Raw genomic sequence first — 25,546 nt, forward strand, 5'->3', positions numbered from 1 at the left:
TCTAGTCGCCACCCTCGACCCAGGCGTTCAATAGCTCGGCAACCCGTCCCGCAGGTGCAGCATGACCACTCATAACTGGATCGACCTGGCCCAGGACGCCGACACCGGCATCGAGACGCTGCGCGCGCATTTCAGGGGCCACGCCTACGACCCGCATTGGCATGACAGTTATCTGGTGGGCGTTACCGAGCAAGGGGTTCAGCAGTTCAACTGCCGGCGGGCGAAACATCAAAGCACGCCGGGCAAGGTGTTTCTGCTCGAGCCTGGCGATATCCATGACGGCGAAGCACCGACCGAGGATGGCTTCACCTATCGCATGCTGTACCTCGATCCGCAGTGGTTGCAGCGTGAACTCAGTGCGATGTTCGACAACGCTCCCGAAAACAGTCAATTGAGTTTCGCCAATACCCTGGCCACTGACGTGAGTCTGGCCCGCGCCACAGGTCTGGCATTTCAGGCCCTGCATCAGGGTGAGCTGAAGATCGTGCGCCAGACCGCACTCGATGGGTTGCTCGAACGCCTAACTGGCCATCTGCACTGGCGGGCTCGTTATGGCGAGGATCCACGTCTGCCGTTAGTGGCGAAGAAGGCGCGGGAGTATCTGCACGCCAACGCTCGATACGACATCGGCCTCGACCAACTGGCCACCGCAACGGGCGTTGATCGCTTCCGCCTGACCCGCGCGTTCAAGGCGGCTTTTGGTATCGCGCCCCACGCCTATCTGGTGCAATTGCGCCTGGCTACGGCTCGTCGAATGCTGGCCCGAGGTGAGCAACCGGCTACGGTGGCCATGGAGCTGGGGTTTGCCGATCAGAGCCATCTGGGCCGTTGGTTCGTGCGCGCCTACGGCCTGACGCCCGCACTGTATCGCAAGCGCTGCTCAAATCTTCCAGACAGATAACCCGGCAATGGTGAAGATCGCATTCAATGATTTTCACTGGAGTTGCCTGCGATGTTGTCTTCTTTCCCGACCTTTTTGCCCTTCCTTTTATTTGCGTTCGTGGCCTCGATCACCCCCGGCCCGACCAATATCCTGGTGTTGAGCAACAGTGCCCGATATGGATTGGCGGCTGCGGTGCCGATCATCTTCGGCGCCTGTGCCAGCGCTGCGACCATTGTGCTGCTGGTCGGCGCCGGGGCCGGTTCGTCGTTGACCGCGCTGCCCATCGTGCAATCCACGATGCAGTGGGCAGGCGTGGCCTGGCTGAGTTACCTGGCATGGCAGATATTCAGCGCCCAAGCGTCAGGCCTCAAAACCAATGACAGCGACGCTCGCCTCGGATGGGTGGGGGCCGCCAGTCTGCAGTTGATCAACCCGAAAACCTGGATGATGGCGCTGGCCGTTGTCAGCGTGTTTGCTGGAAGTGGCGAGCAACGCCTGGGCCATGTGGTGTATTTGTCCCTGGCTTTTTTCCTGATATCCCTGCCGTGCCTCGGCGTCTGGGCATTGCTCGGCGCGGGCTCCACGGGCTGGTTGCGCTCACCACGGGCGATGCAAGGTTTCAACCGCTGCATGGCTCTGCTACTGCTGGGATCGGCCTGGTTGAGTGTGTTGACCTGACCGCCACCCGTCGGCATTTTTTGTGCCTCGATCAATCAGGCACTTGACGGCGGATTCGTTTCTGGTGTCTCCTGAAACCGGTTTCAGTGCCAGCACGCAAACCTATAAATCCAATAAAAGGTTTCAGACCGTGAACGATTTTTCCGCCGCCCAGCGCAGCCGCGTGACCATGCTCGACGTGGCTGAACATGCCAAGGTCTCCAAGGCCAGCGTCTCGCGGTTCATCGGCGAAGACCGCGCCCTGCTCTCCGATGCGATCGCACTGCGCATCGAGCAGGCGATTGCCGAATTGGGCTACCGCCCGAACCAGATGGCCCGTGGGCTGAAACGTGGGCGCACCCGCCTGATCGGCATGTTGGTGGCCGATATCCGCAACCCATATTCGATTGCCGTGATGCACGGGGTGGAAACTGCCTGCCGTCAACATGGCTACAGCCTGGTGGTGTGCAACACCGACCGCGATGACGAGCAGGAACGCCAGCACCTGGCCCTGCTGCGCTCCTACAACATCGAAGGCTTGATCGTGAACACCCTGGGTCACCATCGCGATGAATTGCGCGAGCTGCATCGGGAAATGCCGCTGGTGCTGGTAGACCGTAAAGTCGAGCAACTCGAGAGCGATCTGGTCGGGCTGGACAACCCGGCGGCGGTCGAAATGGCCCTCGCCCACCTTGAAGATCGCGGCTATCGCGACGTGCTGCTGGTCACCGAACCGTTCGACGGCACCAGTTCGCGAATCGAGCGGGTCAGCAGCTTCAAGGCGCAGATTGCCCGGCGTCCGGCCCTTCGCGGCACGCTTATCGAAACCGGCAGTGAACTGACGGCGCAGCTGAAAACTTTTCTCGATAACCCTGGCCCCGGGCCGAAAGCACTGTTCTGCGCGAACGGTATTGCGGCGCTGGCCAGCACTCATTCACTGCGCGAATTGCAGTGCAACCTGTTCGAGGCTGTTGGCCTGATCGCCCTCGATGACCTGGATTGGTACCCGCTGGTGGGCAGCGGCATCACCGCCCTCGCCCAGCCAACGGCGCAGATCGGCGCCAGTGCGTTCGAGTGTTTGCTCAAGCGGTTGCGCGGGGATGACGGGCCGGTGCGGACCGTGGATTTTTCGGCGCGGTTGATTGTGCGGGGGTCCACCAGTGGGCATTTGGGTTGATTGTTCCGGCCCCATCGCGGGCAAGCCCGCTCCCACAGGGTTTTGTGACATACATGGATGTTGTTTACACCACAGATTCCTGTGGGAGCGGGCTTGCCCGCGATGAGGCCCCAAGGTTCACCACAACACTTCACCCCTATTCTTTTGAACAAAAATGAAACCGGTTTCAGAGGTATATAACAATGAATAAACCACCCGTCTCCATCAGCCTCTCCAGCTACGGCGCCGACCTGGTGCGCCAACGTGGCCAAGGCAGCTTCATCGACATCCTGGCCGCCGCCGGCGCTACACGCATCGAATGGCGCGAAGAACTGTTGACCGTCGAAGACCCGATGCAGCTGGCCGATGCCACCCGGGCCCAAGGCCTCGAAAGCGTGTACTCCTCGCCGATGGAACTGTGGCTGGCGGGCCAGTCCAAACCCAATCCCGAACTGATCACCACCCTGCAACGCGCACAGGCCTTTGGCGCAAAATGGCTGAAGGTGTCCCTGGGCTATTTCACTGATAACAGCGACCTGCAGACCTTGGCTCACGTCTTGGGCAAAAGCGCCGTGCAGTTGTTTGTGGAAAACGATCAAACCCTGCACGGCGGCCGAATCGAACCATTCCAGCGATTTTTCGCTGAAGTCGAGCAACATAAGCTGCCAATCAAGATGACGTTCGATATCGGCAACTGGCACTGGCAAGACCAGTCGGCCGCCAATGCCGCGCGGCTGCTCGGGCGCCACGTCGGCTATGTGCACTGCAAGGCGGTTAGCCGCCGGGCAGATGGCAAGCTGGTCGCCATACCGCCTTGCGCCAGTGACCTGCATGTGTGGGAACAACTGCTGCGGCACATGGCCCCACGCGTGATGCGGGCGGCAGAATATCCGCTGCAAGGCGAGGATTTGCTGCAACTCACCACCGAGCACGTCGCGACGCTCGCCCGCCTCGGCCAACCACGCCTGGAGCGTGCTCATGTCTGAATTCGATATCCTGTCGTTTGGCGAAACCATGGCGATGTTCGTTGCCGAGCAGAACGGTGAACTGGCCGAGGTCGGTCATTTCCACAGACGCATCGCCGGCGCCGACAGCAACGTCGCCATCGGGTTGTCGCGACTGGGGTTCAAGGTAGCGTGGCTGAGCCGCATCGGTGCCGATTCCCTGGGTCGCTTCGTCATCGACACCCTGGAGAAAGAAGGCCTGGACTGCAGCAAGGTCGCCACCGATAGCGCGCACCCGACCGGTTTTCAGCTCAAGTCTCGCACCGACGACGGCGGTGATCCGGTGGTCGAGTATTTCCGCCGCGGTTCGGCGGCGAGTCACCTGTCGCCGCAGTCTATCGTGCCCGAGTTGCTCAAGGCCCGGCACCTGCACGCCACCGGCATTCCCCCGGCGTTGTCCGACAGCGCCCGGGAAATGTCCTTTGAATTGATGACCCGCATGCGCGACGCCGGACGCAGCGTGTCCTTCGACCCGAACCTGCGCCCGAGCCTGTGGCCCAGCACGCAACAGATGATCAGCGAAATCAATCGCCTCGCCGCCCTCGCCCATTGGGTGCTGCCGGGCTTGAGCGAAGGCCGGCTGCTGACCGGTTTCGAAGACCCGGCCGACATCGCGGCGTTTTACCTCGACCAGGGCGCCGAAGCCGTGGCGATCAAGCTGGGGCCGCACGGAGCGTATTACCGCACCCGTCTGGATCAGGGCTTTGTCGCAGGCGTGCCGGTGGCGACCGTGGTCGATACGGTCGGTGCCGGCGACGGGTTCGCCGTCGGCATGATCAGCGCCCTCCTGGAAAACCACAGCTTTGCCGACGCCGTGAAGCGCGCCAACTGGATTGGCAGCCGGGCGGTGCAGAGTCGGGGGGATATGGAGGGGCTGCCTACTCGGTCCGAAATGTCCGTCGAATTCGAGTCCGCCATCGCGAGCAAGCTCGCTCCCACACTGGATCGGCGGCGCAAACAAAATGGGTAATCGACACAAATCCCTGTGGGAGCGAGCTTGCTCGCGAAGAGGCCCGCCCAGTCACTGAAGATTTAACCCGTTACCTGCTGCGACAAAAACAACAAGCTCAGGAGCACCACCATGAAAACCGCAACCCTCGCCGCCCGCCGCTGGTGGTACATCATGCCCATTGTGTTCATCACCTACAGCCTGGCGTATCTGGACCGCGCCAACTACGGCTTCGCCGCCGCCTCCGGCATGGCCGCCGACCTGATGATCACACCGGGCCTGTCATCGATGCTCGGCGCGCTGTTCTTCCTCGGCTACTTTTTCTTCCAGGTGCCCGGTGCGATCTACGCACAAAAGCACAGCGTGAAGAAGCTGATCTTCGTCAGCCTGATCCTCTGGGGCGGCCTGGCGACCTTGACCGGGATAGTCTCCAACGCCTACTGGCTGATCGTCATCCGCTTCATGCTCGGCGTGGTCGAAGCCGCGGTGATGCCGGCGATGCTGGTGTACCTGTGCCATTGGTTCACCCGTGCCGAACGCTCGCGCGCCAATACCTTCCTGATCCTCGGCAACCCGGTGACCATGCTCTGGATGTCAGTGGTGTCGGGCTATCTGGTGCAGCATTACAGCTGGCGCTGGATGTTCATCATCGAAGGCTTGCCGGCGGTGCTCTGGGCATTTATCTGGTGGCGTCTGGCCGATGATCGTCCGGCCCAGGCCAAGTGGCTGACCGACCAGGAAAAACAGGATCTGGAAAGCGCCCTGGCCGCCGAACAGGTGGGCATCAAGGCAGTGAAGAACTACGCCGAAGCCTTCCGCTCGCCAAAAGTGATCATCCTCGCCCTGCAGTTTTTCTGCTGGAGCATCGGCGTCTACGGCTTCGTGCTCTGGCTGCCGTCGATCCTCAAGGCCGGTGCGCAAATGGACATGATCGAAGCCGGCTGGCTCTCGGCGTTGCCGTACCTGGCCGCCGTGATCGGCATGCTGCTGGTGTCCTGGGGCTCGGACAAACTGCAAAAACGTAAACGCTTCGTCTGGCCACCGCTGCTGATCGCTTCGATTGCGTTTTACGGCTCCTACGCCCTGGGCGCCGAACACTTCTGGTGGTCCTACACCCTGCTGGTGATCGCCGGCGCCTGCATGTACGCGCCTTACGGGCCGTTTTTTGCCATCGTCCCGGAAATCCTTCCCGCCAACGTCGCCGGTGGCGCCATGGCACTGATCAACAGCATGGGTGCCCTCGGTTCGTTCGGCGGTTCCTATCTGGTCGGTTACCTGAACAGCTCCACCGGTTCGCCTGGCGCGTCGTACCTGTTGATGAGCGGTGCGTTGATGCTGTCGGTGGTGCTGACGATTTTCCTCAAGCCCGGCGCCAGTGACCGGGAGCGGCCCGGGGTCGCGCTGACACGCCGTACCGCGGCCCATTCCTGAATTGAGATTGAGATGACCACCATGAAAAAGCAGGTTGTTATTTACAAGAAACTGTCACCGCTGCTGATGGCGCGTCTGCGCGAGCAGGTCGAAGTGACTTTGATCGAAAGCCTCGACACCGAAGGCCTGGCCCGGTTGCGTGAAGCCCTGCCCCGGGCTCACGGCTTGCTCGGTGCCAGCCTCAAACTGGATGCCGGGCTGCTGGATCTGGCGCCCCATCTGCAAGCCATCGCCAGCGTTTCAGTCGGCGTCGACAACTACGACATCGAGTACCTGACCGAACGGCGGATCCTGCTCAGCAACACCCCGGATGTGCTTACCGAAACCACCGCCGACACCGGTTTCGCGCTGATCCTGGCGACTGCCCGGCGTTTGGTGGAACTGGCCAACGTGGTTCGCGCCGGCGAGTGGACGCGTAATGTTGGCCCTGCACAGTTCGGCACCGACGTGCACGGCAAAACCCTGGGCATCATCGGCATGGGGCGGATCGGCGAGGCGCTGGCTCAGCGTGGGCATTTCGGTTTTGGCATGCCGATCATCTATCACAGCCACTCGCCGAAACCGGCGGTGGAGCAGCGATTCGATGCACAATACCGCAGCTTGCCGGCGCTGTTGCAGCAGGCGGATTTCGTGTGCCTGACGTTGCCGCTGACGGCTGAAACCGAGGGGCTGATTGGCGCTGAAGAGTTTGCGCTGATGGGGCCTGAGACGATCTTCATCAACATTTCCCGGGGCAAGGTGGTGGATGAAGCAGCCATGGTCGAGGCGCTACGCGCGGGTCAGATCCGCGCGGCCGGGCTGGATGTGTTCGAGCGCGAGCCGTTGAATCCCGACTCGCCGTTGTTAGAATTGAACAATGTGGTGGCGACGCCGCATATTGGCTCGGCGACCCATGAGACGCGAGAGGCCATGGCCCGGTGTGCGGTGGATAATCTACTGGCGGCGCTGGCGGGGGAGCGGCCGAAGAATCTGGTGAATACCCGGGCGTGGAAGGCTTGAGGCATTTCGTGTCTGTTTGATAGCCTTCGCGGGCAAGCCCGCTCCCACAGTGATTGCATCGAACACAGATATTGTGTCCGCCGTAGATCCCTGTGGGAGCGGGCTTGCCCGCGAAGAGGCCAGCAAACCCGGCACACATCCATCAGGCCCGCCGAGCCTCCAGCAGATCCGCCGCACACAGCGCTATCCGCCGACAAGCATCCGCCAGCTTCAGCCGATCCACCACCAACCCGATCCGGATATGCCCCGCCGCACTCGGCCCGAACGCCTCCCCGGCCAGCACCGACACGCCGTACCCCTCCAGCAGCCGCTCGGCGAAGCCCTGGGCGCATAACCCGGTCTGGCGCACATCGACCATCACGAACATACCGCCATCGGGGCGGATCGGCCGCAGCCCCGGACACTCGCTCAGGCTCGCGCACACCAGGTCGCGACGCCGGCGATACTCATCGCGCATCAGCGCCACCTCTGGCAAGTCCCTATCCAGCGCCAATTGCGCCGCGTTCTGAATGAAATCCGGAATGCCGAACAGCATGCACAGCGATAGGTGCTCCAAGTGATCGGCCAAGGGTTTCGGCCCGATCACCCAGCCCACCCGCCAACCGCTCATGGCGTGGGATTTGGACAGGCTGTTGATCGTCGCCGTACGCTCGGCCATGCCCGGCAGGCTGGCCGGGCTGATGTGCTCGCCCTCGTACAACAGTTCGCTGTAGACCTCGTCGCTGATCAACCACAGGTCATGACGAACGCAGAGCGCTGCCAGTTGCTGCCAGATCGGCAGCGATAAACTGGCGCCAGAAGGATTGTTCGGGCTGTTGAGCACAATCGCCCGGGTTTTAGCCGTAATCCGGGCTGCGACATCCGCCGGGTCTACCCTGAAGCCATTCTCGGGACGCACCGCCACCGGCACCACTGTCGCGCCGATGGCACCGAACACGCCTTCATAGGTCACGTACATCGGTTCCGCGACGATAACCTCGTCGCCCGGATCAAGCAGGCACTGCGCCACCGAATACACCGCGCACTGGGCGCCGGGCAACACGATCACATGATCGGCCTCCACCGCGTGACCACTTCGCTGGCGATGACGACGGGCGATGCTGTCGCGCAAGCCTCGACTGCCGCGTACCTGGGAATAATGGGTATCGCCGGCCAACAGGCTGTCGATGGCAGCTTGAACGATGGGTAAAGGGGTATCGAAATCCGGATCGCCGACTGACAACAGCAGTACATCGACGCCCTGCTCGCGCAATTCCAGCGCGCGGTTATGAATTTGCCAGGCCGCGGCGCCTTCACCGGCGATGCGTTGGGTCAAGCCTGAATAGCGCATGTAGTTCTCCAGTCGCGCGAAATCCTGATTCAACCCTATATCAAATCACCAAACGCGCCACCCTAGCAGCTCATTCGGCGGTGCAGCCATCAGTTAAGCGATTACCTAGGATTTTTATCCATGGCTGGGCGATGGCCGAACCGGGCTTTTTCCAGCGGCATCGCTTGCACTATGAATTCCTGCTGCCCTGCTTAAAAAACTTGGCAAATCAAGAAGTTGATTTCCAAAGCTGCGGCCGACGGAATGAAAGGAAAACTCCTACATGCGGAATCGCATCGGCTGACAGCTCTTTCCTCAAAGCCCATTTAAAGTCCGCACCTGTAATTTGTGACAGGTTCCAAGACGAGCTAATCGCGCTATAACGAAACCGTGCCTACAGCCCTACCACAAGGGTCTGCAGGACGGCCGCGCGAACCATGCCTGTGTGAAGTAGGACGATTCTGCCGCGCCCACGCCGTCAATGATGATGAATGGGAGATTCGATTATGTACCGCTCCACGACCACTTCAGTCCGCTCATCAGCTGCCCAGGTGAGCTTCCAGCCACCAGAGTGCAAGCTCCCCCCGGCGATCAAGCTTACCGCCAGGGAAAAGGAGGTCTTGCAATGGAGCGCCATTGGAAAGTCGTCCTGGGAAATCGCCCAGATTGTCGACTGCACCGAGGCCGGAGTGAATTACCACTTTTGTAACATCCGCCGAAAATTCGGCGTGAGATCGCGCTGGATCGCCATGGTCATGGCGCTGGAGCAAGGCTTGATCCAATCGCCTTGAACCAGGCCCTCTGCAGCGGTCAGCGTTACATGACCCCTGTCGAGATATTTTATGCATCTGGAACAGACCACACGATTTAGCCCCACCCGCGAAAAAGCCTGTGACGAAATGCCGGTATCGCACAGGCAACAACCGGACAAAACGCTGCGCATCATCCTGGCTGACGACCACCCCGTGGTGCTGCTGGGGGCTGAAATGGCCCTCGGCAACACATTCTCCATTGTTGCCCGAGCCCACGACGCCGATGAGTTGATCGATCATCTGCATTGCACACCCTGCGATCTGTTGATCAGCGATTACTCGATGCCCTACGGGCGCTTGCCGGATGGTCTGGCATTGATGGGTTATCTGAAACGCCATTTCGGGCACATACCGCTGATCGTGATGACCATGCTGCGCAACCCTTCCCTGCTGCAGGCGCTGCTGAATGCGGGCGTTCGTGGTTTGTTCGATAAACGCAGCCCCTTAAGCGAGTTGAAACAAGCGGCATACACCGTGGCAAGAGGGCGTCGATATTTGTGTCCTGCCTTCGCCAGAGTTCTGGATGCCCAGGTGTTGCCCTCCCCAGGTACCGACGAGCCTTTGGTCCGCCTTTCCGAGCGCGAGTTGGAGGTGGTGCGGTTGTTCGTTCAGGGGCTGTCAGGACGACAGATTGCAGCGCAACTGAACCGCAGCGAGAAAACCATCAGCCGACAAAAACGTACCGCCATGGACAAGTTGGGACTTGGCCATGACGGTGGGTTGGTGGAGTTTGCGCGGGTGAGCGGGTTGAGATAACAAAAGCCCTGGAGGGATGAAATGTACTGACGAAGCCTATGGGCTTGTCACTGGATCCGAGTCAGCATAATTCCCTGCTGCATCATAGGCCCGCACCTTGATCGTCCAGGGCAAAACCACGTCTTCAGTCATGAAGGCGTGCGCGCGCCCCGGGACGTGATCCACCGTACCTAGTGGTGAATTGTTTCGATAAACTTCATAGTAGGTGACGCGAATGTTATCGGTGGAAGCTTCCCACGACATATAGGTTTTGCCACCAAAATGCGTCGCATAGAGTTTGGTGGGTTTGGACGGTGGCGACGCGTCCATGTAGACCGTCAACGGGTCAGAGTCGGCAAAGTTCCCGGCGGCATCCAGTGCGCGCACCTTGAAAACATAGGAGCTGCCCTCGACCAGGCCGGTGACGTTATAGCGGGTGCTGGTAACTGTGGTTATTGGTGTTGTATCGCGGAAAATCTGATACCCGGCGATCCCGATGTTATCAGTTGATTCAACCCACTCCAGAAGAACAGAGTTGTTCGTGATAGAGAGGGTTCTGAGGTTGGTGGGTTTGGAGGGTGCTGTCAAATCGACAGAGACCAGCAGTGGGTCCGAGTCAGCATAGTTTCCGCCGGCATCCAGCGCGCGCACCTTGAAAACATAGGATCTACCCTCGACCAGGCCAGTGGCGTTATAGCGGGTACTGGTAACTGTGGTTATTGGGGTAGTGTCACGGAAGATCTGATACCCGGTAACTCCGACGTTATCCGTTGCTGCAACCCACTCCAGAAAAGCAGAGTTGTTCGTGAGAGCGGTGACTCTGAGGTTGGTGGGTTTGGAGGGACGTGTAAGATCAGTAGAAACAAGCAGTGACTCTGAGTCGGCAAAATTTCCGGCGGCATCCAGCGCGCGCACCTTGAACGTATAGGTTACATCTTGGGCCAAACCAGAAGCGATATAGCTTTTGCTAATAACTGTGGTTATTGGGGTAGCGTCGCGGAAGATCTGATACCCGGTAATCCCGACGTTATCAGTTGATCCATCCCACTGCAGATAGGCAGAATCGCCAATGATAGAGGTGGCTCTGAAGTTGGTGGGTCTGGAGGGGTCTATCGTATCCTTCAGGGTGATGGGCAGAGGGTCTGAGTCGGCATGGTTTCCGGCGGCATCCATTGCGCGCACGATGAACGTATAGGTTGTACCTTGGGCCAGGTCTGCGGCGAGATAACTGGTTTCATCAATCGTGGGTCCAGGCGTACCGTTTCGGAAGATCTGGTACCCGATGACACCGACGTTATCAATTGATTCATCCCACTCCAGAAAGGCCGAATCGTCAGTGACAGAGGTGGCTCTGAAGTGGGTGGGCCTGGAGGGGGGGGTAATATCTTTTGTAGTGACGAGCAGCGGGGCTGATTCGACCTGGTTCCCGGCAAAATCCGCCGCGCGTACTATGAACGTATAAGTAACACCCTCGTTCAGATCGGCGACAACAGCGACGTTCTCGGTAATTGTCTGGTTCCAGCTGCCATTACAATATAGGTCAAAGTAATCTGCATTGGCTGAATCCCATTGCAGGGTTACAGAGGATCCTGCGTCATTGGTGACCCGAAAGTTGCTCGGTTTGGTGGGGGCTGTGGGCTTGCTGTTAACCACGGATGCCATCAGGGAGCGGTTGTCTGAGCCGTCGACGGCGCGCACTTCGAATTTTTCGTCCAGTTGAAGGTTGGCAACCGGGTATTCAGTGACCAGGCACAGGATCCAGGCGCCGCCATTACGACGGACCTCGTAGCCCACCACGCCTACGTTGTCTTTAGAAGCGCTCCAAGTCAGCATTGCGTTACTCGGCGTCGTTGCCTTGATTTTAAGTTCTTGCGGTCGTGTAGGAGGCACACGGTCCCGTGTCACTACGCTGATCGATACAGGCACCGCCGGGCTACCCTGAGATCGTCGGGCCTGCACGTGGAACAGGTACGGGACGTCGGGTATCAAGCCCGTTGCAGTGTACTCGAGTCCGCGCGTTTGAAAGGGTTCGAGCCCTGGACCGGTAATTGCATAATCGAGCAGATAAGTGGTGTCCAAGGGAGCATCCCAGGCCAGCAATGCCTGATCGAAAGTTTGCCCCGGGCTGCGAAGATTTCGCACCTGTTTGATATCCAGACTGATCGCGTCAACGGTTGAAGAATCCATATCCGATTTCTCTCTTGAGTCCTGGCCTCTGTCTTGACGTGGCGAACTTATCGCCACACCATCGTCGGTCATTATTGATAGTTCTGACGGCAAGCGCCACTAACAGAACTGTTAGTGGCGTCTTGCATGTTTTTGTGAGTTGCTCACCGATAATCCGGGTACGCTTTGGACTTCGCTCTATCTGTTATTGGTCGTAGCCAAATCTATCTTTACCAGTGTTTAGATCAAACACTGTTTTCTTCGCAGCTCCATGTATTTCCCGCTTTCAGGTGCTACTCCCCCTTTCTTAAAATATTTCTCCCTATCAAACACATTCATATTACGAAATTGTTTATCCGTAACTTGCGGGGGTGCCTTTTGGACCGTGGTAACAGGTTGAGCCTTTGGAGCCTCTTTTACCCGAGGTACGGCTGGGTCTCTAGGCGTAGAAATAGCTTTCGGATCCAAGTATGCCCCACGACTCGAACCAGGTGTAGGCGGGGCAACACGTGATGGTCGAGCCGGCACGCCACTTGAGCCAGCAGAACCCAACGGACCAGCACTGGTCTTTGTCGATACGCTTGGCGCAGATGCCACCGATTTCCCGGTGTATTGTAAAAACCCACGACTTTCAAGAATATCGGCGGTACCCGATGCTGCCAGACTGGACACTCCGCGAGAGCTTGAACCAATGGCTTGCGAAGTACGCAATACCGCATCATCGCCGGTATTCATAAGCATCCCCAATAACACTGCCCATTTAAAATGCCCCAATGGATCCGTATAATTAATCGGATCACCCATCGTGTACGAATACGCATTCAACCCACCGTCCCCAAACGGACTCCAACTGTCCGGACTATGAAACCGCATCAACACCGGATTTGACACCCGATAACCATTCCCTAACATATACCAGCCGGTTTGCACTTCGCGCCGTTCGCCGTTGTAACCCAGATGACTGCTCAACGCCGCTTCATTCGCACGATGGCCGTACGCTGAATACACCGCTTCATTACGACCATCCTGGCTCAATTCACACAACACGGTGTTCGTTTGATCATTGGCCAGCATCAGGACTTTGGGACAACACCTGCCTGGAGCTCGGCGAGCGCAATTGTATTTCCACCAGGCCGGATTTATGCACTACGCGAAAGACGTCGCCGCCGTCGTTGAAGAAATGAAAGCTGTCGAGTTTTTTCTCACCGATGGCCGGTTCCAGGCCGCTGCCGGTGACCTTGAAGGTTTCGCCCGTGCTCAGCGAGAGGATGCGGTTGACGGTGTCGTATTGTGACAGCTGCAGATCCCAGCCCAGGCCCAGACCGCTGTCGGTGCGGTTAAGGGGGCTGAAGCGCAGCTGCAGTGGGACGTCGGGACCGCACAGGTCATTGGCCTTGAGGGCGGGCAGGCTGATGGTGCAGGTGTATTGCCCGGTCCGCGGGTCGGTGCCGGTTTCGACGTAACTGAGAAAGTTGAAGGCATTGGAGTGTAATGAAGTTGACGCGGTCATGGTGTTCTCCTTAATAAGTATAAGCACACAGGCTCAATTCAATTGATATGTGCCGCGAGATAGTTAAGTCAATATTTGGTTGCCATCAAACTGTTACGATTGCCTGGTGTTTTGAAGTTGATTCTTACACGATGGCGATTGCCGTTGACATCATGGATGATCAAGTTCAAACCGGATGTATAGTCAGGCTCACAACCCAAATCGAAAGGCCAATATTCGCAACGGTGCAGGCTGATCAGAAATTGTCCTGGAGGGCATTCCTTGCCCCGTGCAACTTCTTTTTCCGGCCTTATCGACTCTGGCATTCGCGCATACAACAGAGGGTCGAAGTTGAGAACACTGCTTCGAGCAAAGGCATAACCGGTAAAACTGCAAACATCTTCATCGTACTGTCGACTTTCCCATTGGACCATACTCTTTGCGGCTTCGAATTCGACGTGTTTAATTGGAATCTGAACGTCGTTCAACGCCAGCTGCAACAGGTAATAATCACCACGAAAGACTTGATAGTCAACATCAGTAGGCTGTTTCCCCCCCCGATCAAAATCATACTCGGCCTTAAGGTGCAGCCAAGGCACGGTGATATCCAATGGAAATGGAAGATGGGCGCCAACCGATGTGCGGGCAAGGGCGTTAAGCCCCCATTGGATGATAATTCCATCATCAGCCAACCAGTTGTCATATTCTTTAATACGAACTGTCGTTGGAAAGGCTGCATCGGCGCGATCAATCAACAAATCATCCTTTGCCAATGGAACCTCGGGGGATTTCAAAGCGTCGGGCAAATCTCCCAATGCAACTTGCACTTTTGCAGGGAACGGCATATCACTGCGGTTGCCCGCCTTATCGAACAGAAAATACACAATATATTGATACCTCGAACTAAGTTCATATATCAACCCCTTGGGAATCAATATTAAACGGTCGTCTGGAAGTGCGCCCAAATATGCCAGTTCAGCAGGGTCCGGTTCTTCTGTCGGTGGCACATCAAACAATGCCACAGCGAGGGTGACAAAGGCTTTTTTGTCCTCAATGAAGTCTGGAATTTCGCAGATTAATCCGCCATCACGCTCCAGAATCTCCGTAGTGACCAAGGGGGCAGAAACAATGATAGGATCTGGCACCCCCGGTCTTATTGGCCCGGTTCGATCAATGGTGACAGGGGCTGGATCAGAATCAGCCTCAGTAGGCGTGTTCCAGGGTTTCACGCGATAACGAAACTCAAACTTGCCTTCAAAGTTGTCGAATATATGGAGAGGAATTGTTCGGTCCAACGGGAATTTAGTGTCAGGGAGTGTGCCCGAATCCGGGACAACTTCGTTGGCGAACGACTGAAATTTGGTTTCTGGCAAAGTCACAGGGCGCCAGTCCAGATAGAGAGTATCTTTGAAAAACGCATCGTCCGGGCGATTCGGCCATAGCGGAATCGTAACCTCCAATGGCGCGCGAATTTTGCTGATGGGCATCAACCCGTCGGCATCATCGTCAATTTTTCCCACAATGGTGGGTGCGGTAAACGCCAGCCCTTCACCCGTCCTGGCCAGCTGTTTGCGATAGTTGATCCGGACCAGTTCGGCGGCCTGCCGTTTGTTAGAGTCTGCCATGTCCTTAGCTCCAAAATCGTTGGGGTTCAACCATGAATAGACTCATGGCTTTTTTGAACTTTTTGGCAGTGCGATTCATGGCTCAGACGCTGCGAAAAAACGCCCTGACGTTCTGCCCGGCCGAAGTGACCTGAGCGGATTAAGCACTTTTTTTTTCAGTGTCGATACTGTCAGAGTTGACAGGTGGCGATGCATACAGCGGTGGTTGGCAGGCGCGGACTATTGCGCGATCTCTGGGAGCAGGGAGCTACGCTGGCCGGCATCGCGGCTGATACTTTTTAGAGCCGCTGTGCGTAATTTTTGTGGCGGGCGAGCTTCTTCCCGCCATATTGCGCGCTATGAGTTGAAGAGATGAGTCAGGCGTCGCGCGCGCCCATCCGCCAGACCCGCGCGATATCGCTCGCCCGCTCCCGCAACAAGCGCGGCGCCTCGGCACAGGCCTGGGCCAATGTCATCGGCCCGCTCGCCAGGGCGAACGCGGCATCGATGCCATGGGCATACAGTTGCTGATACCCCTCGCCCAGCGTGCCGGCGATGACGATCACCGGCACGCCCTGCTGCCTGGCGATCCGCGCAACGCCCAATGGCGTTTTTCCACGTAGAGTCTGCGCATCGAAGCGCCCCTCGCCGGTGATCACCAGATCGGCGTTTTTGACCGCTTCGGCCAGGCCGACCAGTTCGGCAACCACTTCAACCCCAGCTTGGAATTGCGCCCCCAGAAACGCCTTGGCGGCAAACCCCAAGCCGCCTGCCGCACCGCTGCCGGGCTCGTCGCGCACCTCTGTTTTCAGGGCTTGGGCACACAGCCCGGCGAAGTGCCCGAGCGCGCGATCCAGTTGTTCGACCTGTTCGGGCGAGGCACCTTTTTGCGGGCCGAAAATCGCTGAGGCGCCGTGGGGGCCGCACAGTGGATTGTCGACGTCGGCGGCGATGTCGAAGCGCACTTCGGCCAGACGAGGATCGATGCCAGTCATGTCAATGCGGGCCAGTTGAGCGAGCGCCAAACCGCCTGGTTCCAACGCCTTGTCATGTGCGTCGAGCAATGTCACGCCCAACGCCTGCATCGCTCCCGCGCCGCCATCGTTGGTGGCGCTGCCGCCAATCGCCAGGATCACCCGTTGCGCTCCGGCATCCAGTGCAGCGCGGATCAATTGCCCCGTGCCAAAGGTGCTGCTGGTACACGCGTCGCGCTGATCGACCGGCACCAACTGCAGCCCGCTGGCTTCGGCCATTTCGATGATTGCGGTGTGGCTGTGAGGCAACCAGCCCCAGGCGGCATTGACCGTTGCGCCCAGCGGACCGCGGACCTCGATCCGGCGAAGTTCGCCATTGCAAGCAGCCAGAACCGATTCAATCGTCCCCTCCCCGCCGTCGGCCATCGGGCATTTGACCAGCTGAGCATCAGGCCAGACATCTGCCAGGCCCAGAGCAATGGCGTCGGCCACGCCTTGGGCGCTGAGGCTGTCTTTGAACGAATCGGGGGCGATGACGATTTTCATGGGTGTTCTCCAGTTTCAATGCCCTCATGCTGCCAGTTGGCATCAACAATGACGCCAGTCCGCTGCACAAGCGGCACGGGGGATTATTGTTCATTTTCACAAACCAGTGCCTCCATGTAGGAGCGAGCTTGCTCGCGATGGACTTGAAGCTGACGAGATCCATCGGGAATACGCGTTATCGTTCACGTCCATCGCGAGCAAGCTCGCTCCCACAGGGGACTGCGTCGCTCACGGCTTCGCGTCGGTGTCGGGAAGAAGCTGCACACCGAGGTACAACGCGAGCATGCCGTCCAGGCGCAAGGGGTCGACGCCGCTGAGTTCGGCGATGCGTTCCATTCTGTAGCGCAGGCTGTTGCGGTGGATGCCCAGTGCATCGGCACAGGCCTGGCTCTGGCCGTCGTGATCGCACCAGCTGCGCAAGGTCGCCAGCAGTTGGCCGTTGCCGTCCTTGGCGATGACTTGGTGCAACGGTTTGAGCAACTCGTCCAGCGCGTCGTCGTTGCGATGGCGCCAAAGCATCACCGGCAGTCGATAGCGGTTCAACGTCAGCACACGGGTTCGGGGCACTACATCGCGCCCGTAGGCCAGCAAGTCTGCGACCTGCCGATTGCAACGACGCAAACCCGACAACCCATCGCCCTGCCCGCCCACTGCAATGCGCAGGATGTTCCAGCCGAGGCCGTCGAGCTTTTCCAGCAGCCGCTGGTTCTCGACTGTCTGGCAGGCCGGTCGGCACCACAGCAACGAAGACTTGGCCAAGCTCATGCACCAACTGTCCGGGTAGCGCGAGCTGAGCCAGGCGCTGAGCGCTTCGACGGTTTGCCCCGGACCCTGTTCCATAGCCAACTCGAACAGACAGGGTACCCGGTTCATCTGTGGCTTGAGCCCCAGTTGCTGTGCTTCGTCGATCAGTCGCGGCGAATCCCCGGCCTCGCTGAGCAGCAACGCCAGCAGGTCATCGCAACGCTGGCGTCGCCATTGCGGATCGGCTTGTTGATTGCGCTGAGCCACCAGCATCTCGGCGGTCATGCGCACCAGTTCGGCATAGGTACGCAGTTGCTCGGGGTCGCCGGTGATACCGAGTACGCCAATCAGGCGCTGGTCGAGCAACAGCGGCAGGTTGATACCCGGCTGCACGCCCTTGAGGTGCATCGCGGTCTGGGCGTCGATCTCCACGACTCGAGCATTGGCCAGTACCAATTGCGCGCCTTCATGGCGAGTGTTGACCCGCTCCGGTTCGCCGCTGCCGAGAATCAGTCCCTGGCTGTCCATGACGTTGACGTTGTACGGCAGGATACCCATCGCCCGGTCGACGATGTCCTGGGCCAGATCGTGATCGAGTTCAAACATGGTGGGGTCCTTGAAAGCGGGATAGCGAACAACGTTACCCTCGCTTCGCAAAAAATCATAATAAAGAGAGAGACCACATCCTCCTGTGAGAGCGTGGCTTGCCCGCGATTGCGTAGTGTCAGGCGCGTTGATGTCGACAGATACTCCGCCATCGCGGGCAAGCCACGCTCCCACAGTAGATCGATATTGCCCGCGATTCTTGTGGTCGACGCAGCCCCCCCTGTGGGAGCGAGACCGGCTTGCCGGCGAAGGCGTGATGACAGTTGACACGATGTCGACTGGAACACCGCTTTCGCCGGCAAGCCGGTCTCGCTCCCACAGTTTGATCCGGGGTGCTCGAAAATTGCATTTGCCCCCGGTACTTTTTCTGGTGTTTGATTGAGCCTTTCCCACTGGTAAAAGGATTTCTTCATGAGCTACCGCACGCTGGGTCATTCGGGCCTGCAGGTGTCGACCCTGACCCTGGGCACCATGATGTTCGGCGAACAGACCAGCACCGAGGACTCCCTGCGGATCATCGACAAGGCCTGGGACCAGGGCATCAATTTCATCGACACCGCCGACGTCTACACCAACGGTCGCTCCGAAGAAATCGTCGGCGAAGCCATCGCCAGCCACCGTCAGGAATGGGTGCTCGCGACCAAGGTCGGATTCGGTCCGGTGGACGGCGTGCCAAACCGCAGCGGCCTCAGCCGCAAGCATCTGTTCAACGGCATCGACGCCAGCCTGACGCGCCTGGGCACCGATTATCTCGACATCTATTACCTGCACCGCGAGGATCACAACACGCCGCTGGAGGTCACGGTGTCGGCCATCGGCGACCTGATTCGCCAGGGCAAGATCCGCTACTGGGGTGTGTCGAACTACCGCGGCTGGCGCATCGCCGAGGTGATTCGCGTCGCCGACACACTGGGCGTCGACCGGCCGGTGATCAGTCAGCCGCTGTACAACATCGTCAACCGCCAGGCCGAAACCGAGCAGATTACCGCAGCGCACACTTATGGCCTGGGCGTGGTGCCTTACAGCCCGTTGGCCCGCGGAGTGCTCAGCGGCAAGTACGCGCCGGAGGTGAAGCCCGACGCCAACAGCCGCGCAGGACGTGCAGACAAACGCATTCTGGAGACCGAATGGCGGGTTGAATCCCTGCGTATCGCCCAGAAGATCCAGGCGTACACCCAGGGCCGCGGGGTGGGTATTGTCGAGTTTGCGATTGCCTGGGTGTTGAACAACAGCGCGGTGACTTCGGCGATTGTCGGCCCGCGGACCGAGGAACAATGGGATGCCTACACTAAAGCGCAGGCGGTGAAGATCACGGCTGAGGATGAAGCGTTTATCGATTCGCTGGTGACGCCGGGGCATGCGTCGACACCGGGGTTCAATGATGTGAGCCACTTCGTGTCCGGCCGTAAACCCCTGCCCTTGTAGGAGCGAGCTTGCTCCGGGCGGCGTTCCGACGATCAACAAGAGAGCGCCGCGGGGTGTCAGGTTTCCAGCGTTATCGCTGACGATCATCGTCGGAACGCCGCCCGGAGCAAGCTCGCTCCTACAAGGGGTTTGGTGTCGATCATCCAACGATGCTCAAACTCAGATCCCTTGTAGGAGCTGGCTTGCCAGCGATAGCGGTGGGCCAGTTTGCGTCTCTGGCACAGACAGACCGCTTTCGCTGGCAAGCCAGCTCCTACAGGGTTTGGTGTCGATCATCCAACTATGCTTCAACTCAGATCGAGTGTGGGAGCTGGCTTGCCAGCGATAGCGGTGGGCCAGTTTGCATCTCTGGCACAGACAAACCGCGTTCGCTGCGGTGCGGCGTTCCGACAAGCCAGCTCCTACAGGGTTTGGTGTCGATCATCCAACTATGCTTCAACTCAGATCCAGTAGTGTTGATTGATCGGTCAATATTCGGCTTGAAAACCACGTATCCTCTGCGCCCCGTTTCACGTTCAACTTCGCGAGGGCAGTTTGTCTAAAGGTATCGCTTTATCGGTCTCGGCCTCGGTGCTGTTTGCCGTCATGTATTACTTCACCTCGCTGCTCTCCCCCCTGAGCGGTGTGGAAATCTTCGGCTGGCGCATGCTGCTGACCCTGCCCTGCATGACCGTGTTCATGGTGGTCTCCGGCGAATGGAAACGGGTGATCGCCCTGTTCCGGCGCCTGGTCGGCCAACCCAGACTGCTTGCCGGCATGGCCCTCTCCGCAACGCTGCTCGGCCTGCAACTCTGGCTGTTCATGTGGGCTCCGCTCAATGGCTATAGCCTCGACGTGTCCCTGGGCTACTTCCTGTTGCCGCTGTCCATGGTCCTGACCGGGCGTTTCGCCTATGGCGAGCGCTTGTCCTACCTGCAAAAGGTCGCGGTGTTTTTTGCTTCCCTCGGCGTGCTCAACGAGCTGTATCAGCTCGGCGGTTTTTCCTGGGCGACCTTGCTGGTCGTCATCGGTTATCCGCTGTACTTCATCCTGCGCAAGCGGCTGGCGACCGACAACCTCGGCGGTTTGTGGATGGACATGGCCTTGATGCTGCCGGTGGCGCTGTGGTTCGTTCAAAGCGGCGAACAAGGCTTCGGCGTGTTCGAGCAGCATCCATGGCTGTCGCTGCTGATCCCGTTGCTCGGGGTGATCAGTGCTTCGGCGCTGGTGGTCTACATCATCGCCAGCCGGTTGCTGCCGTTCAGCCTGTTCGGGTTGTTGAGCTATGTCGAGCCGGTGCTGTTACTTGGGGTGGCGTTATTGCTGGGGGAAAGTATCAAGCCCGGTGAATGGCTGACCTACATTCCGATCTGGCTGGCGGTGGTGGTGTTGGTGTTTGAAGGGTTCAAGCACATGCTGCGCAATCGACGGCCTTAAAAGCAAAAGATCGCAGCCTGCGGCAGCTCCTACATTGACCGTGTTCGCCGCAATATTTACGGATAAACACGCACCTGTAGGAGCTGCCGCAGGCTGCGATCTTTTGATCTAAAAAAAAGCCCGGTCAACGACCGGGCTTTTCTTATAGTTGGACCGGCTTACTCGGTGGACAACACACCCCGACGAACCTGGTCGCGTTCAATGGATTCGAACAGCGCCTTGAAGTTGCCTTCACCGAAGCCATCATCGCCTTTACGCTGGATGAATTCGAAGAACACCGGCCCCATCAGGGTTTCCGAGAAGATCTGCAGCAACAGGCGCTTGTCGCCCGACTCGGACGAACCGTCCAGCAAGATGCCACGCGCCTGAAGTTCGTTGACCGGCTCGCCGTGGTTCGGCAAACGGCCTTCAAGCATCTCGTAGTAGGTTTCCGGCGGCGCGGTCATGAAGCGCATGCCAATGCTTTTCAAGTGATCCCAGGTCTTGATCAGGTCCTCGCTGAGGAAGGCCACGTGCTGGATGCCCTCGCCGTTGAACTGCATCAGGAACTCTTCGATCTGCCCGGCGCCCTTGGACGACTCTTCGTTCAACGGGATGCGGATCATGCCGTCCGGCGCGGTCATCGCTTTGGACGTCAGGCCGGTGTATTCACCCTTGATGTCGAAGTAGCGGATTTCGCGGAAGTTGAACAGCTTCTCGTAGAAGTTGGCCCAGTAGGCCATGCGCCCGCGGTACACGTTGTGGGTCAGGTGATCGATGATCTTCAGGCCGGCACCGACCGGGTTGCGATCAACGCCTTCGATGAACACGAAGTCGATGTCGTAGATCGAACTGCCTTCACCAAAACGGTCGATCAGGTACAGCGGCGCGCCGCCGATGCCTTTGATTGCCGGCAGGTGCAGCTCCATCGGGCCGGTCTCGATGTGGATCGGCTGGGCGCCGAGTTCCAGGGCACGCTTGTAGGCCTTTTGCGAATCCTTGACCCGGAACGCCATGCCGCACACCGACGGGCCGTGTTCGGCCGCGAAGTAGGACGCGACGCTGTTGGGTTCGTTGTTGAGGATCAGGTTGATTGCGCCCTGGCGAAACAGGTGCACGTCTTTGGAGCGATGGGTCGCGACCTTGGTGAAGCCCATGATCTGGAAGATCGGCTCCAGGGTGTTAGGGGTTGGCGATGCGAATTCAATGAATTCAAAGCCCATCAGGCCCATTGGGTTTTCGTATAAATCTGCCATGGTTGACGCCTCATCATTTTTATCAAGTAACGGATTCGTTAGTTGCTGGCAATGCTGAGACCGGCGGGTGGCGCGCAGGAGATCCCCCGCACGCTGCGGGCGAGGAAGTCACCGTAGATCAATTGAAACCCAAATATCTTCATGGTCGACCCAAGGCTATGACGGGCGAGGCTTCTGCTGCCAGAAGACGATTATTCTTATATGCGTAACCGGATTCTACACAGCGTAAATCAATTTGTCCGCCTTCTGTATCAAATCGCCTTTTTCCCTGCGCGCGCAAGGGGTTTGTTGCGCAGTAATCCCCGCCAGCGGCGCGGGCTTTTATCCAATTGGCCATGGGTCTGTACTACCGTTGATCGGCAAAAATCCTCAAGCCCATCTATCATGCCCGTTATCTGCACTCTTCTTGGGAGGCCTGTTGTCGTCCTGCCAGCATTTGAGAGCCCTTTTTCACACCGCTACAGGTTCCACAAATGCCACTAAACGTCAAAACCCGTCGCAAACGCGGGATCAGGATTGCCGTGACAGTCTTGAGCGGTTTACTCCCGGTGCTGCTGGGTTTCGCCATTCTCCATATGCAGGCCGAACGCACACTGCAACACAGCACCCGGCTGTCGGCCAGCGAAGCGGTGCGCCAATTCGAACTGATGCTGGACAATACCGCCCAGGCCGCACGCGAATTGCTGCCGCTGGCAGGCCAACGCTGCAGCGATATAAAGCTGGCGTTGCGCGAACAGGTCACCCGCCGTCCGTTTGTGCGCTCGACCAACCTGATCTGGGACAACATTATCTATTGCAGTTCCTTGTTTGGTGATTATCAGGAGCCGATCAATTCCGGCGACTACACCCAAGGCCAGTTGTTATTGATGAAGGGCAACACGGTCACGCCCGACCGCGCGTTGCTGGTGTATCGACTCAGCGAAGGACAAAGGGGGGCCTTGAGCACCCTGGATGGTTATCACCTCAGTAACATTCTGCGCCTGATCGACCGCCACACCCTGCTGGTGTTACAGGTCGGCCCCCATTGGTTGTCTGCTGATGGTCAGTTTCATCAGGATGCCCTGCCCGCCTTTGCAGAGGCGCAAAGCGAACTGACTTCTTCACGTTATGCATTCAGTGTGGCAGCCGGTTTCCACGAGGGTGAAACCTGGCGCTACATGAAAAGCGAGTATCCGCCGCTGTTCAGTCTGCTGATCTTTTTCGGCGTGGTGTCGGGCTCGATCGGCCACTTTCTGCAAAAACGCTCCATGTCACCCAGCCATGAAATGCAGCGCGCGATGGAAGCCGCGGAGTTCATTCCCTACTTTCAGCCGGTGGTCCATGGCGGCAGCAAGCAGTGGTCCGGCTGCGAGGTGCTGATGCGCTGGAATCATCCCAAGGAAGGCCTGGTACGCCCGGACCTGTTCATCCCCTTTGCCGAGTACTCCGGGCTGATCGTGCCGATGACCCGCTCATTGATGCAACAGACCGCCGCGTTACTGGCGCCCCTGTCCTCGTCGTTCGACGAGCCGTTTCACATTGGCATCAACATCACCGCCAGCCATTGCAAGGACCTGGATCTGGTCGAGGATTGTCGCAAGTTCATCAAGGCCTTCGCACCAGGCTCGATCAGCCTGGTGTTGGAGCTGACCGAGCGCGAACTCATCGAGCCCACGGCCATTGCCCATCAATTGTTCGAACAGCTGCACGGGCTCGGCGTGATGATCGCGATCGATGACTTTGGCACCGGCCACTCCAGCCTGGGCTATCTGCGTCAATTCAACGTGGACTTCTTGAAAATCGACCAGAGTTTTGTCGCCATGATCGGGGTTGACGCCCTCTCCCGACACATTCTCGACACCATCATCGAGCTCTCGGCAAAACTCGATCTGGCCGTTGTCGCCGAAGGCGTGGAAACCGCGGAGCAAAGTGATTACCTGACCGCCCATGGCGTGAACTTCCTGCAAGGTTATCTGTTCGGCCGGCCAATGCCCGGCGCAGAGTTCATTAACGCATTAAGTCATCATTAACTAACCGCTAAAAGCGACGAGACAGAGCGGTCAGACAGCATCAAAAGACTAGTGTAGTTACATGAATAAAAAGACAGGATTTACTCTTGACCCATTAACAACTACAATTTTTAATGCCTGCGCAAGATTGGCAGGCGAGCCATCATCACCGAGTCGCTACAAGGCGCTTGGCTTATAACCTTGTTTGCGGTTGGTATCAGCCAAATACACTATTGGAGTAAAGATATTGTCCAGACTCGCTGAATTTCGTGCAGCTGAAAAGGCCCTTCAGGAACAGCTCAAGCAGCTCGAAGCCCTGAAGAACGATGCCGGGCTCAAGAAAGAAATCGAATTCGAAGAAAAGCTCCAGGGGCTGATGAAAACCTATGGCAAGAGCCTGCGCGACATCATCGCCATTCTCGATCCGAACCCGGGCAAATCCGGTCTGCAACAGGCCGCAGCGCCTAAAACCCGCCGTGCTCGCGTGGTCAAGGTCTATCAGAATCCGCACACCGGTGAACTGATCGAAACCAAGGGCGGCAACCACCGCGGCCTGAAAGCCTGGAAGGAACAATACGGTGTCGACACCGTGGATTCCTGGCTGCGTGGTTAAGTACGCGCGGTAATGAAAAAGCCCTGCCAATGCAGGGCTTTTTCATGGGCCCCGTCCAACTGCAACGATGGGCGCCGATCATTCGCTACTTGCCGACTACTTCAGGCTTAATCCTTCTAGCCTCTAAAAACAGGCACTGGGACCCTGGACTGCAGCACATTGAAATCTGCAACTAAAGTTTCAAGCTGTTACGGGCAGCGTCTATTTCACCCTGACTTGCCTTATAAGCCTCAGCCTGCCCCGCGCAAGAAAAAACATAGGCCTTATCGGCATCCACGGCCGCCACCAATGTTTGAGACAGCACATGACGCCCGTTCTGGGTAATCGTGCAGGTAGTTTCCAGCGCTTCCAGGCGGCTCAAACGAGCGGGGTGAATCTTGTTGCAGACACTTTGATAGCCCCCTTGAAAGAAGTCTTTCTGCACCGACTTGCGCATCTCCAGCAACACCCCCTGCAAGTTCACCTGATGGCCGGTTTGCACTTGAGTCATGGTCAACTCCATCACCATCACCGGCGTGCCGCCCTGATCGTGTTTCACTGCGCGCTGACGGGACACCTGGGCATTGGCGGCTTCCTGCGGAACAGCTTCGACCTCCCAACCGGCAGGCCAGGTCACGACTGGCGCATCGGCGTGAGCAGTGTTCGCAGCCAAGAGCACACTCAGCAGGACGAAAATCGATGGACAGAACCGAATCATTGCAATGAATACTCAGGGTTTGATCCGCAAAGTCTGAGCCTCGCCCGTCGGCCAGGCAATAGCCTAAATTTGGTGATGCCTGCGCCCTTGCGTATCATGGTCATCATT

The 25,546-nt window shown here is 58.2% G+C and carries 21 protein-coding genes and 1 pseudogene; 13 read left to right on the forward strand and 9 right to left on the reverse strand.

What is annotated here, in order from left to right:
• Positions 1–61: 61 nt before the first annotated feature.
• The 7 genes from ACA062_RS17585 (at position 62) to ACA062_RS17615 (ending at position 7,079) form a co-directional block, all read left to right on the forward strand.
• Positions 62–901 carry an AraC family ligand binding domain-containing protein gene (locus ACA062_RS17585; protein WP_497452241.1) on the forward strand — a complete coding sequence of 280 codons (840 nt, stop codon included), beginning with the start codon at positions 62–64 and terminating at the stop codon, positions 899–901.
• A gap of 51 nt (positions 902–952) precedes the next feature.
• Positions 953–1,561: a LysE family translocator gene (locus ACA062_RS17590; protein WP_497452242.1), complete on the forward strand. Its 609-nt coding sequence runs from the start codon at positions 953–955 to the stop codon at positions 1,559–1,561.
• A 130-nt stretch (positions 1,562–1,691) separates the two neighbouring features.
• Entirely contained in the window at positions 1,692–2,717 is a 1,026-nt protein-coding gene (locus tag ACA062_RS17595) for a LacI family DNA-binding transcriptional regulator (protein WP_497452243.1), read from the forward strand.
• 182 nt (positions 2,718–2,899) lie between these two features.
• Positions 2,900–3,682: a sugar phosphate isomerase/epimerase family protein gene (locus tag ACA062_RS17600; RefSeq protein ID WP_497452244.1), complete on the forward strand. Its 783-nt coding sequence runs from the start codon at positions 2,900–2,902 to the stop codon at positions 3,680–3,682.
• Positions 3,675–4,670 (forward strand): sugar kinase, encoded by a 996-nt coding sequence (locus ACA062_RS17605; RefSeq protein WP_497452245.1) that lies wholly within the window; start codon positions 3,675–3,677, stop codon positions 4,668–4,670. The genes ACA062_RS17600 and ACA062_RS17605 overlap by 8 nt, the downstream gene beginning before the upstream one ends.
• A gap of 111 nt (positions 4,671–4,781) precedes the next feature.
• Positions 4,782–6,080, forward strand: a complete 1,299-nt coding sequence (locus tag ACA062_RS17610) for an MFS transporter (protein WP_497452246.1) — start codon at positions 4,782–4,784, stop codon at positions 6,078–6,080.
• Between the two features lie 21 nt (positions 6,081–6,101).
• Positions 6,102–7,079, forward strand: a complete 978-nt coding sequence (locus ACA062_RS17615) for a 2-hydroxyacid dehydrogenase (protein WP_497457443.1) — start codon at positions 6,102–6,104, stop codon at positions 7,077–7,079.
• A gap of 142 nt (positions 7,080–7,221) precedes the next feature.
• On the opposite strand, the gene ACA062_RS17620 is transcribed toward ACA062_RS17615, so the two are convergent.
• Positions 7,222–8,409 (reverse strand): pyridoxal phosphate-dependent aminotransferase, encoded by a 1,188-nt coding sequence (locus ACA062_RS17620; RefSeq protein WP_497452247.1) that lies wholly within the window; start codon positions 8,407–8,409, stop codon positions 7,222–7,224.
• 485 nt (positions 8,410–8,894) lie between these two features.
• Here ACA062_RS17620 and ACA062_RS17625 point away from each other — a divergent pair, with 485 nt between their 5' ends.
• Both ACA062_RS17625 and ACA062_RS17630 read left to right on the forward strand, forming a co-directional pair.
• Positions 8,895–9,179, forward strand: a complete 285-nt coding sequence (locus ACA062_RS17625; RefSeq protein WP_497452248.1) for a helix-turn-helix transcriptional regulator — start codon at positions 8,895–8,897, stop codon at positions 9,177–9,179.
• Between the two features lie 51 nt (positions 9,180–9,230).
• The gene (locus ACA062_RS17630; RefSeq protein ID WP_497452249.1) at positions 9,231–9,956 is read left to right on the forward strand and encodes a response regulator; all 726 of its coding nucleotides are present in this window, start codon (positions 9,231–9,233) and stop codon (positions 9,954–9,956) included.
• Between the two features lie 36 nt (positions 9,957–9,992).
• Here ACA062_RS17630 and ACA062_RS17635 read toward each other — a convergent pair whose 3' ends face one another.
• The 6 genes and pseudogenes from ACA062_RS17635 to ACA062_RS17660 all read right to left on the reverse strand — a co-directional run bounded on the left by ACA062_RS17635 (position 9,993) and on the right by ACA062_RS17660 (position 18,064).
• Positions 9,993–12,122, reverse strand: a complete 2,130-nt coding sequence (locus ACA062_RS17635; protein ID WP_497452250.1) for a fibronectin type III domain-containing protein — start codon at positions 12,120–12,122, stop codon at positions 9,993–9,995.
• Positions 12,123–12,341: 219 nt separating this feature from the next.
• Positions 12,342–13,175 carry an RHS repeat-associated core domain-containing protein gene (locus tag ACA062_RS17640; RefSeq protein ID WP_497452251.1) on the reverse strand — a complete coding sequence of 278 codons (834 nt, stop codon included), beginning with the start codon at positions 13,173–13,175 and terminating at the stop codon, positions 12,342–12,344.
• 16 nt (positions 13,176–13,191) lie between these two features.
• Positions 13,192–13,611: pseudogene (locus ACA062_RS17645) on the reverse strand (hypothetical protein); the annotation flags it as partial.
• A 68-nt stretch (positions 13,612–13,679) separates the two neighbouring features.
• Positions 13,680–15,215, reverse strand: coding sequence for a hypothetical protein (locus ACA062_RS17650; RefSeq protein WP_497452252.1), 1,536 nt, complete (start codon positions 15,213–15,215; stop codon positions 13,680–13,682).
• A gap of 356 nt (positions 15,216–15,571) precedes the next feature.
• Positions 15,572–16,714: a glycerate kinase gene (locus ACA062_RS17655; protein WP_497452253.1), complete on the reverse strand. Its 1,143-nt coding sequence runs from the start codon at positions 16,712–16,714 to the stop codon at positions 15,572–15,574.
• Positions 16,715–16,942: 228 nt separating this feature from the next.
• On the reverse strand, positions 16,943–18,064 hold the full coding sequence (locus tag ACA062_RS17660) for a sugar diacid recognition domain-containing protein (RefSeq protein ID WP_497452254.1): 1,122 nt from the start codon (positions 18,062–18,064) through the stop codon (positions 16,943–16,945).
• Positions 18,065–18,475: 411 nt separating this feature from the next.
• On the opposite strand from ACA062_RS17660, the gene ACA062_RS17665 reads away from it, so the two are divergent.
• A complete protein-coding gene (locus ACA062_RS17665) occupies positions 18,476–19,489 on the forward strand; it encodes an aldo/keto reductase (protein ID WP_497452255.1) in 1,014 nt (337 codons plus the stop codon).
• A 534-nt stretch (positions 19,490–20,023) separates the two neighbouring features.
• The gene (gene rarD, locus ACA062_RS17670) at positions 20,024–20,905 is read left to right on the forward strand and encodes an EamA family transporter RarD (protein WP_497452256.1); all 882 of its coding nucleotides are present in this window, start codon (positions 20,024–20,026) and stop codon (positions 20,903–20,905) included.
• Positions 20,906–21,063: 158 nt separating this feature from the next.
• On the opposite strand, the gene hppD is transcribed toward rarD, so the two are convergent.
• Positions 21,064–22,140, reverse strand: coding sequence for a 4-hydroxyphenylpyruvate dioxygenase (gene hppD / locus ACA062_RS17675; RefSeq protein ID WP_497452257.1), 1,077 nt, complete (start codon positions 22,138–22,140; stop codon positions 21,064–21,066).
• Positions 22,141–22,613: 473 nt separating this feature from the next.
• Here hppD and ACA062_RS17680 point away from each other — a divergent pair, with 473 nt between their 5' ends.
• Both ACA062_RS17680 and ACA062_RS17685 read left to right on the forward strand, forming a co-directional pair.
• Positions 22,614–24,149 (forward strand): EAL domain-containing protein, encoded by a 1,536-nt coding sequence (locus ACA062_RS17680; protein WP_497452258.1) that lies wholly within the window; start codon positions 22,614–22,616, stop codon positions 24,147–24,149.
• Positions 24,150–24,375: 226 nt separating this feature from the next.
• On the forward strand, positions 24,376–24,741 hold the full coding sequence (locus tag ACA062_RS17685; RefSeq protein ID WP_497452259.1) for a histone-like nucleoid-structuring protein, MvaT/MvaU family: 366 nt from the start codon (positions 24,376–24,378) through the stop codon (positions 24,739–24,741).
• Between the two features lie 172 nt (positions 24,742–24,913).
• Here ACA062_RS17685 and ACA062_RS17690 read toward each other — a convergent pair whose 3' ends face one another.
• Positions 24,914–25,438: a DUF4946 domain-containing protein gene (locus tag ACA062_RS17690; protein WP_497452260.1), complete on the reverse strand. Its 525-nt coding sequence runs from the start codon at positions 25,436–25,438 to the stop codon at positions 24,914–24,916.
• Positions 25,439–25,546 lie beyond the last annotated feature (108 nt).

It is taken from the genome of Pseudomonas sp. LBUM1679 (genome assembly GCF_059695565.1).

Excerpts from the sequence above, each read along its gene's own strand:
- ACA062_RS17650 (WP_497452252.1), bottom strand. The coding sequence starts at position 15,215 with ATGGCAGACTCTAACAAACGGCAGGCCGCCGAACTGGTCCGGATCAAC.
- ACA062_RS17590 (WP_497452242.1), top strand. The coding sequence starts at position 953 with ATGTTGTCTTCTTTCCCGACCTTTTTGCCCTTCCTTTTATTTGCGTTC.
- ACA062_RS17620 (WP_497452247.1), bottom strand. The coding sequence starts at position 8,409 with ATGCGCTATTCAGGCTTGACCCAACGCATCGCCGGTGAAGGCGCCGCG.
- ACA062_RS17630 (WP_497452249.1), top strand. The coding sequence starts at position 9,231 with ATGCATCTGGAACAGACCACACGATTTAGCCCCACCCGCGAAAAAGCC.
- ACA062_RS17585 (WP_497452241.1), top strand. The coding sequence starts at position 62 with ATGACCACTCATAACTGGATCGACCTGGCCCAGGACGCCGACACCGGC.
- hppD (WP_497452257.1), bottom strand. The coding sequence starts at position 22,140 with ATGGCAGATTTATACGAAAACCCAATGGGCCTGATGGGCTTTGAATTC.
- ACA062_RS17665 (WP_497452255.1), top strand. The coding sequence starts at position 18,476 with ATGAGCTACCGCACGCTGGGTCATTCGGGCCTGCAGGTGTCGACCCTG.
- ACA062_RS17605 (WP_497452245.1), top strand. The coding sequence starts at position 3,675 with ATGTCTGAATTCGATATCCTGTCGTTTGGCGAAACCATGGCGATGTTC.
- ACA062_RS17600 (WP_497452244.1), top strand. The coding sequence starts at position 2,900 with ATGAATAAACCACCCGTCTCCATCAGCCTCTCCAGCTACGGCGCCGAC.
- ACA062_RS17635 (WP_497452250.1), bottom strand. The coding sequence starts at position 12,122 with ATGGATTCTTCAACCGTTGACGCGATCAGTCTGGATATCAAACAGGTG.
- ACA062_RS17615 (WP_497457443.1), top strand. The coding sequence starts at position 6,102 with ATGAAAAAGCAGGTTGTTATTTACAAGAAACTGTCACCGCTGCTGATG.
- ACA062_RS17610 (WP_497452246.1), top strand. The coding sequence starts at position 4,782 with ATGAAAACCGCAACCCTCGCCGCCCGCCGCTGGTGGTACATCATGCCC.
- ACA062_RS17680 (WP_497452258.1), top strand. The coding sequence starts at position 22,614 with ATGCCACTAAACGTCAAAACCCGTCGCAAACGCGGGATCAGGATTGCC.
- ACA062_RS17660 (WP_497452254.1), bottom strand. The coding sequence starts at position 18,064 with ATGTTTGAACTCGATCACGATCTGGCCCAGGACATCGTCGACCGGGCG.
- ACA062_RS17655 (WP_497452253.1), bottom strand. The coding sequence starts at position 16,714 with ATGAAAATCGTCATCGCCCCCGATTCGTTCAAAGACAGCCTCAGCGCC.
- ACA062_RS17625 (WP_497452248.1), top strand. The coding sequence starts at position 8,895 with ATGTACCGCTCCACGACCACTTCAGTCCGCTCATCAGCTGCCCAGGTG.
- ACA062_RS17690 (WP_497452260.1), bottom strand. The coding sequence starts at position 25,438 with ATGATTCGGTTCTGTCCATCGATTTTCGTCCTGCTGAGTGTGCTCTTG.
- ACA062_RS17640 (WP_497452251.1), bottom strand. The coding sequence starts at position 13,175 with ATGCTGGCCAATGATCAAACGAACACCGTGTTGTGTGAATTGAGCCAG.